The organism is Synechococcus sp. H55.8 (assembly GCF_047462375.1).
Lineage (GTDB): Bacteria > Cyanobacteriota > Cyanobacteriia > Thermostichales > Thermostichaceae > Thermostichus.
In genome coordinates this window covers 47272-59778 of sequence record NZ_JANSJC010000006.1, presented here as the reverse complement: position 1 = coordinate 59778, position 12507 = coordinate 47272, and the positions used below count along the sequence as shown (strand labels likewise).

7 protein-coding genes are annotated in these 12507 nt (G+C 62.9%); 3 read left to right on the top strand and 4 right to left on the bottom strand.

The annotated features are described in order from the left end of the window. Window positions 1-14 precede the first annotated feature (14 nt). Both arsJ and NW862_RS04280 read left to right on the top strand, forming a co-directional pair. Window positions 15-1301 (top strand): organoarsenical effux MFS transporter ArsJ, encoded by a 1287-nt coding sequence (gene arsJ / locus NW862_RS04285; protein ID WP_414426952.1) that lies wholly within the window; start codon window positions 15-17, stop codon window positions 1299-1301. A gap of 117 nt (window positions 1302-1418) precedes the next feature. Further along, window positions 1419-3050 carry an alpha-D-glucose phosphate-specific phosphoglucomutase gene (locus NW862_RS04280; RefSeq protein WP_414333096.1) on the top strand — a complete coding sequence of 544 codons (1632 nt, stop codon included), beginning with the start codon at window positions 1419-1421 and terminating at the stop codon, window positions 3048-3050. Between the two features lie 23 nt (window positions 3051-3073). On the opposite strand, the gene NW862_RS04275 is transcribed toward NW862_RS04280, so the two are convergent. The 4 genes from NW862_RS04275 to menA all read right to left on the bottom strand — a co-directional run bounded on the left by NW862_RS04275 (window position 3074) and on the right by menA (window position 10458). Then, a complete protein-coding gene (locus NW862_RS04275) occupies window positions 3074-6331 on the bottom strand; it encodes a hypothetical protein (protein ID WP_414426951.1) in 3258 nt (1085 codons plus the stop codon). 80 nt (window positions 6332-6411) lie between these two features. Continuing rightward, the gene (locus NW862_RS04270; protein WP_414347839.1) at window positions 6412-7590 is read right to left on the bottom strand and encodes an LptF/LptG family permease; all 1179 of its coding nucleotides are present in this window, start codon (window positions 7588-7590) and stop codon (window positions 6412-6414) included. 77 nt (window positions 7591-7667) lie between these two features. After that, on the bottom strand, window positions 7668-9461 hold the full coding sequence (locus NW862_RS04265; protein ID WP_414426950.1) for an LptA/OstA family protein: 1794 nt from the start codon (window positions 9459-9461) through the stop codon (window positions 7668-7670). 130 nt (window positions 9462-9591) lie between these two features. Beyond that, window positions 9592-10458, bottom strand: coding sequence for a 2-carboxy-1,4-naphthoquinone phytyltransferase (gene menA / locus NW862_RS04260; RefSeq protein WP_414333088.1), 867 nt, complete (start codon window positions 10456-10458; stop codon window positions 9592-9594). 375 nt (window positions 10459-10833) lie between these two features. On the opposite strand from menA, the gene NW862_RS04255 reads away from it, so the two are divergent. After that, the gene (locus NW862_RS04255; protein ID WP_414337246.1) at window positions 10834-12387 is read left to right on the top strand and encodes an isochorismate synthase; all 1554 of its coding nucleotides are present in this window, start codon (window positions 10834-10836) and stop codon (window positions 12385-12387) included. Window positions 12388-12507: the final 120 nt, after the last annotated feature.

Here is a 12507-nt window from a genome sequence, read left to right as displayed (position 1 = left end):
TTGGAGGCCTGCCCATGACTTCTGTCTCGAGCGCCCAAGCTGCCGCCGTGCGCAACTATGCCCTGGTAACCGCCGCCTACTGGGGCTTTACCGTCACCGACGGCGCCATCCGCATGTTGGTGCTGCTGCACTTCCACAAGTTGGGCTTCACCCCGATTCAGATTGCCATGCTGTTTCTCTTCTACGAGATCTTCGGGGTGATCACCAACTTTCTGGGCGGCTGGATTGGATCCCTGTTTGGCCTGCGGCTCACCCTGTACGGGGGCATTGCCATTCAGATCTTCGGCCTGGTGATGCTGGGGGTGATCAACCTGCAGTGGCCGATCTGGGGCCAGGTGGCCTACGTAATGACGGCCCAGGCTCTGGCCGGGATCGCCAAGGATCTCACCAAGATGAGTTCCAAAAGCGCCATCCGCCTGGTGGTGCCCAAGGAGGCCGAGTCCCGCCTGTTCCGCTGGGTGGCCATGCTGACGGGATCCAAGAACGCCCTCAAGGGGGTGGGGTTCTTTGTGGGGGCGGCCCTGCTGCAGATCTTCACCGAGATCTACGGGGATCCCCTGGGCTTCCGCATGGCCAACTTCGTGCAGGCGGGGGCGCTGGCTTTGATCTTCTGCTCCGGGGCGCTGCTGCCGGCGGATATGGGCAAGGTCAAGGCCAAGATCCCCTTCAAGCGCCTCTTTTCCAAGAGCAAAGAGATCAACCTTCTCTCGGCGGCCCGCTTTTTCCTGTTTGGGTCGCGGGATGTGTGGTTTGTGGTGGCCCTGCCGGTGTTCCTCTACGACGAGCTGGGCTGGACGTTTATGCAGGTGGGCAGCTACATGGCCATCTGGGTTATCGGCTATGGCTTTATTCAGTTTGTAGCGCCGCAACTGTTGGGGGGAGGGCGCCCGGGCCGCGCGCCCAAGGCCCGCACCATTCAGATCTGGACGTTGACCTTGACGGCAGTGCCGGCGCTCATTGCCACCGCCTTTATGGCCGGCCTGCCGCCGGAATGGGTGGTGACCGGCGGCCTCATCCTCTTTGGGATCGTCTTCGCCTTCAACTCGGCGGTGCACTCCTACCTGGTGTTGGCCTATACAGAAGATGACGATGTCGCCCTCAACGTGGGCTTTTACTACATGGCCAATTCCGGTGGGCGCCTGCTGGGGACGGTGACCTCCGGGATCCTCTTCCAGCTTTATGGCTTGGTGGGCTGCCTTTGGTTTTCTACCCTGTTGATCTTGGCGGCGGGGCTGTTCTCGCTGAAGTTGCCCGATCCCAGCAAAACGCCGGTGGAGTGGGTGGTTAAGCCAGGCGATTGAAAACTGAGCTCGATCCCATCCATCAAGTGGAGGAGGGGAAAGGACTCTGCGCCCGAACCCCGCCCAAGGGGGAGATAGATGAGATAGTAGAAGGGCAAGCAGCATTTCCGGCAGCCTATGAGCCTGCGCATCGTTCCCACAACTCCCTTCCCTGGCCAAAAACCCGGCACTTCTGGGCTGCGCAAGCCGGTGCCCGTGTTTCAGCAGCCCCATTACCTGGAAAACTTCCTCCAATCCATTTTTGATGTCCTCGAGGGATCCGCCGGCCAAACTCTGGTGGTGGGAGGAGATGGCCGCTACCACAACCGGGAGGCCATTCAGGTTCTGCTCAAGATGGCGGCGGCCAACGGCATGGGGCGGGTACTGGTGGGGCAGGGAGGGATCCTCTCCACGCCGGCGGTCTCCTGTCTCATCCGCAAATACGGGGCCTATGGGGGGATCATTCTCTCGGCCAGCCACAACCCCGGCGGCCCAGAAGGGGACTTCGGCATCAAGTACAACATCGGCAACGGCGGCCCTGCCCCGGAGAAGCTGACCGAGGCCATTTACGCTCGTACCCAGCAGATCCGGGAGTACCGCATCCTGGAAGCTGCCGATGTCGATCTGGAGTGCTTGGGCGAGCAACGGCTGGGATCCCTGACGGTGTCCGTCATCGACCCGGTGGCCGATTACTTGGGCCTGATGCAGCGCCTGTTCGATTTCGACGCCATCCGCGACTACCTGGCCTCTGGGATCCGTATCGCCTTCGACGCCATGCACGCCGTCACCGGCCCCTATGCTCGCGCCATTTTGCAGGGATCCTTGGGAGCGCCAGAGGGCAGCGTGCTCAACGGGCAGCCCCTGCCGGATTTTGGCGGCGGACACCCGGATCCCAACCCGGTGCATGCCCGCTCATTGCTGGAGCTGCTGTTTCGGGAAGACGGGCCGGACTTCGGGGCGGCCTCCGATGGGGATGGGGATCGCAACCTCATCCTGGGCCGCCAATTCTACGTCACCCCCAGCGACAGCTTGGCCGTGCTGGCAGCCAATGCCCACCTGGTGCCCGGCTACCGGGAGGGCTTGGTGGGAATTGCCCGCTCCATGCCCACCAGCCAAGCGGCGGATCGGGTGGCAGCCAAGTTGGGGATCCCTTGCTACGAAACCCCCACCGGCTGGAAATTCTTCGGCAACCTATTGGATGCCGGCAAAGTGACCCTCTGCGGGGAAGAGAGCTTCGGCACCGGATCCCACCACATCCGCGAAAAAGATGGGCTCTGGGCCGTCCTGTTTTGGCTGAACATTCTGGCCGTCCGACGGCAGCCGGTGCGGCAGATCGTGGAGGAACATTGGCACATCTACGGACGCAACGTCTACTCCCGCCACGACTACGAGGGCCTGCCGGTGGAAGTGGCCGAGGCCCTTATGGAAAACCTGCAGCGCTCCCTGCCCGGGTGGGTGGGCCAGCGTTTGGGATCCCACAGGGTGACCTATGCCGACAACTTCAGCTATACCGATCCCGTGGACGGCAGCACCACCCGTAACCAAGGGATCCGCATCGGCTTTGAAGATGGATCCCGTGTTATTTACCGTCTCTCGGGAACGGGCACCCAAGGGGCCACTCTGCGGGTATACCTAGAGCGACTGGAGCTGGATCCCGCCCGGCATGGCTTGGATCCCCAGGTGGCCCTGGCCGAGCAGATTCAACTGGCCGATCACCTTGCCCAGATTCGCGCCCGCACGGGTCGGCAGCAGCCAGACGTCGTTACCTAGTCCTTACCTAAGAGAACTCCGGATCAGCGGGCCAGACTATCCAGGCTGAATGCACCCACCGGAGAGGTCAGTTGAAACTCCCCCCGCTCCTGGGTCAGGCCCACCGGACGGCTGGGGAAAGCCACCAGGATCCCCTCCAGGCGCAGCGACTCCGCCAGCGGATCGTAGGCCAAGCGCAGCTCGAAATCCCGCAGGTCGCGGCGCACTTCAATGCGGCGGATCCCTGCCTCCGTCAGGCCCAGGCGGAGCCGCCAGTGGTTTTGCCACTGCGTGCCGAGGGTGGCATCCAACTCCAGTCCATAGGTAGAGATCTGGCCTAGCCGCGGATCGTAAACCGCCTGCAGCGCGTAGCTGATCCCCGGCTCATAGCTATCTAGACCCGAGCGCTGCTCCCGGTTGAAGGTGGTGCTGCTGCGCCCTCGATATTCCAGACGGATCGGTTGTAACTGCCCCTCGTTGAGGTCGTAGGAGGTTTGCACCTGGATGTTGAATAGCTCAGGGGTGGTGTTCCAGGTAAAGTTGGCGTTGAGGGTGTCCCACCTTTGGGCGACAAAGTCGTAGCCAAGGGTGGTGTCGAAGCGCAACAGGTTTTTTACTTCCGCCTGCAGCTCCTGCAAGTTGCGGGAGGCAATCGCTTCCAAGTCCTCCGGGGTGTCGTCCGGGAAGGTCAGAGCTATGGGCAGCTCGCCGGGCAGGTCATCTTCAAAGGCAATGTAGCCGGGGGGCACGTTGGGCAGGAAGTCGCGCGGCGTAAAGAAGCTGATGTTAGCGTTGAGGCGATCGACATCCTTGGGGCTGACGGAAAGGGTTTGAAAAGGAGCGGAATTGTTGCCGTAAAAGGTGCGGCTGTAGCGCAGGTCGATGGTGTTCCAGTCGGCGGGCTTGAGGCTGAGGCGGGGGTTGAGGCTGACGGTGGATTCCTGGTCGGGGGTTGAGTACAGGACTTGGGTGTAGTCGATCGAGCCGGGCATGAAGGTGATCCAGGGAGCCGGTTGAATGTCGTTGAATTGAAGGCTGGAGCGCAGCTCGTAGCGATTGAAAAAGTTAAGGCCGGATCCCACTTCTCGATCTGGCTGTTGCTCTTGGGTCAGGGTGAGGGCGTTGCTGAGGGAGATATCGGGAGTGATGCGGAGGAGATCGGGATTGAAGGCCAGCTCGAAGTTGCGGCGCGGCTCGGTGTCGCCGTTGGAGCTGCTGTAGGCGCGGTAGTTGAGGCGGTAGGTGCCTCCCCAGCCGGGTGGGGTGAGTTGGGCACCCAGCGTCAGCCGCGCATCAGCGAAATCCGGCCCATCTTTGACGCTCACCCGCTGGTTGTAGTCCAGGCGCAGATCCGATTGCAGCCAAGGCACGCCCCCATAGCGCTGGATGTGGCTGAGGGTGAGGGGAAAGCTATAGGTGCCGTTTTCCTGGGATCCACTGCGGCTGATGTTGAGGGTGGTGGTGGAGAGATCCCCCTGAAAGGTGGTGTTGAGGCGCAGGTCGGCGTTGTCGTTACGCCCGCCGGCAGGGCGGTAGGTGTTGTCCAGGTTGAGGTTGAGCTGGCCCCGCAGTTGGCCCTCTTGGCCGAGGAGGTTGGCGGCGTAGAAGTCGAAGTTGTGGTCGAGGCGGAAGCGGCTGGAGAAGCGCCGCTGGTCGGCCTCGGTTACCAGGTAAAACTGGGCCCGCCCGTAGTTGACGCTGTCGGGGATGGGGAGGATGTAGTCGTGTAGAAAGCCGATGCCCAGGCCTTTCTTCTGCAGGACATCCAGCCGCAGGCCACCGAAGTTGTACTCGTCGAAGCGATAGGCCCAACTGGATTTGACAAACACCCCTTCCGCCTCACTGCGCCCCGGCAGCACCCACTGGTGATCCCGCAGGCTGTAAATGAAAAGAGGCAAGTAGGCAATCTGCAGCCCCGCCCGCAGATCGCCCTCTTCGCTGAGCTCGCCGCCGGCAAAGACGCGGGCGTCGTAAACGATGACCCGGTCATCGGGAAACACCTCCACCCGATCCCCTTGCACGTAGTGGGTGATGGGCGGCTTCGGCGAGGTGGTGACGGTGGCCTTCTCAAAAAAAATCTGATCCCCCAACAGGGCGGTGGTCTCTTGGCTGCGCACAAAAACCTGGGTGCCCGGCTCCTCCCCCGGCAGGATCACCAGCGAGTTTTCAAATTGGGCAGACCGCCTGGGGATGTCCAGATCCAAGTTGCGCCCCTCGATTTGCCGGATGCCGCGACCCTGGGGGCCAGGGGGCTGTTCCATCCGGAAGGGGCCCTCGCTGCGCAGGCGCCGTTCCCGCCGGTAAAACAACAGCCGCTCGCCAGTGATGCGGGTGCCGTCCGCCAGTTGGATCTGGGCGTTTCCCTCGGCAATGCCCAGGTCTTGTTCGGCGATGTAGCTGAGCACATCCCCACTGACGTTGATCTGATCCGGGTCGAGGGGGATCTGCCGTTGGCTGGTGGCGGTGGCCGCCAGCTGCTGGCGAATCTGGGATCCCCCCACTCGGCCTAGGTCAACGTTCCCCGCCGTCTCGGTGCTCAGATCCCGTAGAAGCGGGAACTGCTCCAGCAGTTGAGGGGCCAGGGGGGAACCGACAGTAGGAACAAAAGCTTCTGTTCCGGTTTCGCTTCCCCCTTGAGTGGTTCCCGTCCCTCCCGACGCAGGGATCGCCAAGCTCCCACCGGCTTGCGAGATCAAGGAAGGAACGGTCTGGGGGAAAGGCGGGATCCGGTTGGTTGGCGACAGCGGGCCGGAGGCCTCACCCAGCTCCGCTTGCCCTTGAGCAGTGGCCGGGCTCTCGACAGTGGATCCTAGGGCGCGCGTAGCCTCGGTGGGACGCAGCCGGAGTTCTTCTTCCATCCGCAGGGCAGCAGCTTGGGAACGGGGGGAGCCGAGAGAGTCCAGAGTCGGAACGGTTGCAGGGGGCGTCGCTGCTGAAGCGGGCCGGGAAGACGGCGTTGCCTGGGCCTGTTGTGCCTGCCGCCGGGCATGGGCCGCCGCCCCCTCGGCCAAAAGCCGTTGCAGCCGCTGCCGGTTTAACTCTTCTGGCGTGAGGGCCTTTTCAGAAGGGGTGCTGGGTGGCAGGGATCCAGAAGCTCCAGGATCAGAACCAGAGGCCGCAGGAGATCCAGTTGCCGTCGTCAAGGGCACAGCAGGCGGGGAGGATTGGGCCTCGGCCAAGGTGATGGGATTCCCCAATCGGCTGGCACCGGGATCCCGCCTTTGCTGGGCCGCCCAAAAGCGCTGGTAGCCCTCCAGATCGGTGGGCAGGGGATCCAACTGGGCAAAGACCGCCTCCCCCATCCCCACCCACAGGGAGCTGCCCCAGCAAAGGGCTAGCCACCTTGCCCAAGGGCTGAAGCCATGTGGGAAGTTGCCGAATCTCACCGTAAAAACCGCCACAGTAGAGAGAAGCCCACCCCGCCGAAAATCATATTCGGCAACCAGGCGGCCAGCCAGGGATCGATATGCTCAACTCGACCCATCGCGCGTCCTAAGCTCATCAGTACATAGTAAATAAACACCAGGACAATCGCCAGCGCCACACTACCATAGCGCCCGGTCTGCCGCACCGTTTGCAGGCCCAAGGGCGCAGCCACCAAGATGGCGAAAAAGCTGGCCAAGGGAATGGCGAACTTGAGGTGGTACTCCGTCAGGCAGCGGGCCACATCGGCAGAAGGACGTTGCTCCGCTCGATATCGCTGGCATTGCTCCCACAGCTCTGCCGCCCGTTGCTCCTGGGGCACCTTTTCGGCGTACACCAGGCCCACCAACTTGTTGACGATGTTCAGCTCCATCTCCGCCACCTGGCCCTCGTAGTAGGTGCGCCCCCGCTCGTCGTAGCGACGGATCACCACGTCTTGCAGGTGCCACGCTTGGCCCACCTGCTGCGCAGTTTGGGCCGAGATCACCTGCGGGTAGCGTAGGTGGCCGGTCTCGGCCTTGCGATCCAAAATCAGCAGATCGTGCATCAAGCCGGTCTTCGGGTCAATGGATCCCACATGAAACCAAAGGTCGTCGTCCACCCGCACAATTTCTTCGGAGTCAAACGGAAGGGCATCCTGAGCCAGGATGAGGTTGGTGTTCAGGGTTTTCACCTTTTGGTTGGTTTGGGGCACGATCACTTCATTGGTCAACAGCGCCAGGCCGCTGATCAGTAGACCGATGCAGAGCACCGGAATCAGCACCTTGCGATAGGGGATCCCGGCGGCCCGCAGAGCCGTGATCTCGCTATCGGCCCCCATCCTGCCCAGGGTGAGCAGGGTGGCAAAGAGGCCGGCGATGGGGAAGGTGACCACCAAAATGGCGGGCAAGTTGAGGAGGAGAATGTGCAAAATCGTGAGGGGAGGGGCGCCTTTTTTCACCAGCAAATCGGCGTAGATAAAAAGCTGGTTGCCCAGCATCATCACCGTGCCCCCCGCCACGCCCAAAAAGAAGGGGCGGATCATCTCTTTGCAGAGATAAAACTCCAAAAAAAAGCCCCCCAACTTCAGGGATCCCCAAAAGCTTCCCGTCTGGGCAGAAGTTCGGCGCCGTTGACCCTTGGCCAGTGGGGTGGTCATTTGGCTCTGTTACCTCAGGTGCACAACCTCAGCCAGCTTTCGAGATCTAGACGACCCCCAGCCAGGATGGGATCCCGTCAGAGAGCATCGGTGATGCGAAATTGAAACATCCCCTGCTGCTGCTCGTCCCCCTCGACGGTGTACTCATCCTGTTCCAAGTTCAGGGTGACCAGCCTGCCGCTGAGGCGGTTGGCGCCCCGGCACATCTGATCCAGAGCATCGCGACCGGGCAGCGGTGCGCCGCTCTCGCGGGGAATCGGATTGATCTCGCCGCGATCGCAGAGGAGGACGGGAGCCTGGTCGGCGGTGATCCTGAAAATCTGCCCTTGGTCAGAGTAGTCGGCGCGATCCCCTTCGATGGCGCGGTTGGCCTGCACGATGACCACATTGCCGAAGAAGCGGGCATCGCTGCTGGCCTGGTCGATCTCCACCCGGTCGGCGTAGATCACGGTCGGCTGGTCCACATCGGCCTGGGTCTGCGGGTTTTGCAGACGCCGCGCCAGCCAGTCCCCCTCGATCTGCTCAATCACCACCTCCCCCCGCAGCTCCACCTTTTCAGGGGTGATGGTGGCCTGGTTGGCCTTGGCCTTGCGCCCCCGCTGGATGAACTCGACGGCCTCGCTGAACTCCGAGGTGCCGGTGCGGGAGTTGTAAACCAGGCGGGCGGCCCGCACTTCCGTTTCGGCTTGGCGCAGCTCCTCCGTCAGGGATCCGCCGCCGGCGGCTGGGGTAGAGGCGGCCATCTGCCGGTAGAGAACGTTTTCTTCGAAGAAGAAGATCTTGTCGCGGTGGTTGCCCTCCAGGCGGGCGGAGGTGAGCACCCGCCCCGGCTCGCGCAGGGTAACTCCCCCCGTCAGCAGGCTTTGGGATTCGCGACGGCGGTAGGTGCCCTGGGCCGACTGGATGACGGTTTCCCCCTGGCGGATTTCCAGGTTGCCTTCCCCGCGGGCAACTTGCGTGTTGCGGTCGTAGGTGAGGCGGTCGGCGATGATGGTGACCTCCTGATCCGGTTGGTTGGAAGTAGCCTGTGGGCCAGCCTGGGCCAAGCGCAGATCCGCCAAGAGGGGATCCCGGCTGCCAGGGTCGGCCACCTCCTGTAACACGACGCCGCCGGAGAGAATGCTCTGGGCCTGTCGGCGCAGGTAGGTGCCCTGAGGGGCGCGGATCTCGAGGCCGCCTTCGCGGATGCGCAGGTTCCCTTTCCCTTCGGCCACCTGTTGGGTGCGGTCGTAGGTGATCTGGTCGGCGGTGATGGTGGTGGAAGCGGGATCCGCCGCCGCCGAATCCAAGGGCAGCACAGTTAGCTTGCCCTGCTGGGCGCTGAGGAGGGCAAATTGGAAGTTAAACGAGCCGGAGCGGCCCTCTAGGATCATTTCTTGCCCTTTGAGGGTGAAGGCCTCCGGCACCTCGATGCGCTCTTCGGGGGTGATTCGCAGAGCGCGGGTCAGGAGCAGGCTGCCATCCTCGCTCCTCACCTCCACCCCCTCATCCAGATACAGCGCGTCGGCGCTGGCATCGTAGCGGGCACGCTTGGCCTGCCAAGTCATCTGCTCGCTGCTGGCAAAAAACGGATCCGGCACTCCTTCCAGCTGATCGGCACTTTCTCCGTAGAAGTAGCCGTGCGCCCCCTGCTCAAACACCTGTTGTCCAGTGGCCAGCTCCACCTGCTCGGCGATCAGCCGCCAACGCCGATAGCCCCCCCGCCGCCCCACAATATCCACCCTGCGGCTGACCGAAAGGGGCTGATCCGGGGGGGGAGACTCCACCTTCACTTCTTCGATATCGATGGACAAGGCCCAACCGACCAAAGCAGCTAAGAGGCTGCTCCCCAAGAGCGCCACCCCCAGATTGGAATTGAAAAATCGCCGCATCCTGTTCTCGCTGCTTCTCCACGTCGATCCTTAGCCCACGACCGGTAGCGGGGCCCGGCAACCTAGGCTGTAGCTTACCGCAATTTACAGGCCGCCGCGGCGGGATCTGGAGCATTTCTAAGGTTCTGGTTTATCCCAGACGGCTGAGGATAAAGCCCAACCCCAGAAACAGCCCCAGCCAAAAATGGAGGTTGACGGCGATGAACTTGGAGTGGCTGATCCGCTGCGGCTGGTCGTGGTAAGCCCACAGCAGGCGGGAAAGCTGCACCGCAAACGGGATCCCGGCCAAGCTCAGCAGCGTCCAGGCCGGAAAAGCCCCCAGCCCCACAAACAGCAGCATCAGGCCGAACAGACTGCCGCAGATCCAAGGGATGAGGCGGGCGGAGCGCAAGGTGCCCAGGCGGGCCACCGGCGAGCGCTTGCCGGCAGCCAGATCGTCCTCCACCTGATGGAAATGGGAGCAAAACAAAATCAAACTGGTTACCATCCCCACCACCAGTGAGGCCGCCAGCCCCGGCAGCGACCAGCTTCGGCTTTGGCTGTAGTGGGCGGCCAAAACCGCCAGCGGCCCGAAGCTCAAAAAACAGAGGAGCTCCCCCAGGCCCTGGTAGCCCAGGCGCAGGGGCGGCCCCTGGTAGGCGTAGCCCAGCCCGCAGGCCAGCAGCACCAATAGCAGCACCGTCGGATCCGATTGCCGCCAGCTCAGCCACAGGATCCCTGCCAGCCCCAAGGCCAAAAAGGCATTCCCCACCCAAAATACCTGCCCCGGCTTGCCCGTCAGGTTGACCAGCGAGTGGAGCTTGTTTTTGTCCACCCCTGTCTGGGCATCGAACACGTCGTTGCTGAGGTTGACCCAAGCCAAAAGACAGATGGCTGCTCCCAGAAATACGGCCAAAACTCCTACATCCATCGCCCCTGCCTGGGCATAGGCGATGGCGGATCCCACCCAGATGGGCATGATCGCCACGCTGTACATGGGGGGCTTAAGGGCGGCCATCCACAATTGCCGCCGCGAGGGACGATCCCAAGTGCTCTTTTCGGCAAGCTGTACTGGGCTGGCCTCTGGACTCCTGCGCGTTCTCTTGGACGGTTCCGGCTGTGCGAGCATGTTGGCCCTGGCTCTCTCTGGTTCTGTGTATGCTCTGTATTTGTTAGGTTAGGATGCTTCCGTTCCCATCCCCAGGGATGCTAAGAAACTTTGCAATCCGTGAAGAAGTTCCTCAGGTTTTGCCCCTGAAGGCCCAAGCAACCGGCCTGTCTCCTGATCTCGTATAATTTTGTATCCTGAAGTACCCTGCTGGCGGTTCCCCTCCGGGTCGACGCTCGTCCTGTTTTCGGCCAAGGTGGGATCGGCTTCTGTACTCTTTTTTGCATGACCTCCTCTCTTTTTTCTTGGAATGCCCCCAGTGCGGAGCGGCCGAGAGCCTGGCCGTCGATCACTTCCGCCTCTGTTGGGACAGACCAGGAGGGGGAGCGGCTCTGCTGGCATTCCCTTCTGGCCGCCTGCCAAGAGAGGGCGCGGGCGCAGGGGATCCCTCAAATCCTCAGCCTGTCGCGGCCTGTCCCAGGGCTAGATCCGCTGGCGGCGCTGGCCCGGCAGTTGAGCTGGCTTCCCCCAAACCGCTTCTCCCACCATTGCTATCTCTCCCACCAGACCCAGGGAGAAAGGGTGCGGGTGCTGGGGTGGGGATCCCTGCGGCAGGTGGATCTTTCGGGGGAGGAGCGATTTCAGACGGCACGGGCTTTTGTACAAGCGTTGCAGCCTCATGTCCATGTCGCTCCCGTCAGCGGCAGCGAGTCTCCGCCAAGGGGTGGCAGCCGACAAGAACGCCCCTTGTGCTTCTGCCGCTTTGGCTTCGGCCCCGGGAGCGGTGGCGCAGCGGCGTTGGTTCTGCCCCGCTGGCAACTGTTGCAGGTGGGGGGGGAGCTGACGGTGGCGCGGCTCAATCTGGAAATCGGTCCCGACAGTGACCCGGCGGCCTTGGCCGGCCAGATCGCCGCTTTTTTTGCCCACATGCAGCGCCTTTCCCAAGCGCCCTTGCCCCGCTGGGAGCTGCAGCCCCCTCTGGAGGTGGCGGTGGCGGAAGCAGCCCTCTTGGCGCGGATTCAAAAAGCCCTGCAGGCCATTGAGGCGGGATCCCTGCAAAAAGTGGTGCTGGCGGAAGCCGTGGATCTGGCGTTGCCCTCCCCTCCCCCGCTCCCCTCCCTGTTGGCCTATCTGGAGGCCCATCACCCCGATTGCAGCGTCTTCGCCTTTGCCTCAGAGAGCCAAGGGATCCCAGAGGAGTCCCCGCTTCCCGCTCAGGTTTTCGTGGGGGCCAGCCCGGAGCGGCTGCTTTCGGTGTGGCAAGGCCGGGTGCAGATCGATGCGCTGGCCGGCTCCATCGCCCGCGGCGCCAACGGCCACCAGGATCGGATGTTGGCCGAGCAATTGCTCCGCAGCGCCAAAGACCGCCGCGAACACCAGTGGGTGGTGCGCTCGATTCAAGAGGCTTTGGGCCGGCTGGGGATGGATCCTCAGATCTCCCCGCAACCGCGGCTGCTCCGCCTGGCCAACATCCAGCATCTGCAAACGGTCATCGAGGTGGAGCTCCCCGCCGACGTGCATCTGTTCGACCTGTTGGCCCAACTGCACCCGACGGCAGCCGTGGGAGGCTATCCCCAACAGGCGGCGCTGCAGTGGCTGGAGCAGGTGGAGCCCTTCGATCGCGCCAGCTATGCCGCCCCGCTAGGCTGGGTGGACTTGCAGGGCAATGGCGAGCTGGTGGTCGGGATCCGCTCGGCCCTGATCGAGGGGGAGCGGGCCCGCCTGTATGCTGGTGCCGGCATCGTGGCCGATTCCAACCCCGTCCAGGAGTTGGCCGAGATCCGCCTCAAGCTGCACGCCCTGGCCCAAGCCCTGGCCCTGCAGCCCTTGCCCGGATAGGCTCCCCCCTGCCGGCATGGGGCAGAGCCGATACAAGCGCTCCCCAAACAGTTACAGTTAAAAAGCCAGTTCTTCGATGGCCTCGACTTCTCGGCAGCATGGTCACCCTCAATTCCACCC